The 556-nt window shown below is 44.4% G+C and carries 1 protein-coding gene; it reads right to left on the bottom strand.

Translation table 11 applies throughout. From position 1 onward, the window contains the following. Positions 1-556: immunity 49 family protein (locus tag R7R24_RS29470; protein WP_318120560.1), on the bottom strand; the 556-nt coding region annotated here is incomplete at both ends.

The raw sequence follows: 556 nt of genomic DNA on the forward strand, positions 1-556 counted from the left end.
ATTTCCGGCTTTTACTTCTTCCAGCCAACGTCCTTCAACGAGATAAGGAGGAAGCCAACCGGTTTCAACAGATAAACAGTTACCTTTGTCGTACCACATACAAGCCATGCCAAGCAGAGGGAAATTAATGAAAGTGCGGATGCCTATCCTATCTGGTCCTAATTCTCTAAGATGATATTTCTCTTGGAACTGTAGGTTTTTAACGAGCGCTTCCTCAAAATCATAACCAATATTAGTAGTGAGCGCTGCGAAGGTTTCTAGGATCCCCATCGCAATTTCCAACGCCCAGTTATCTCCTTGAGCTACCGCCGCGTCCATTGCTGAAACCAGCTTATCAGGATAATCTGATGTGCGATTGTGGAACGACTGAATGACGTCTACTAGCATATAAGACAGCTCACCCGCTTTGGTAGAGCTCTGTCTCATCAAAGAAATCGGAAAGTTTGCCAACACATCCATACTAGCTTTGTCACGGACGATGACAGAGGTAAAATAGGCATCCAGCCACATTGAAGGACAAATGAAGCCTGTTTTTAAAATACCTTCCCCATCCCAT

This window comes from Vibrio sp. 704 (genome assembly GCF_033339295.1).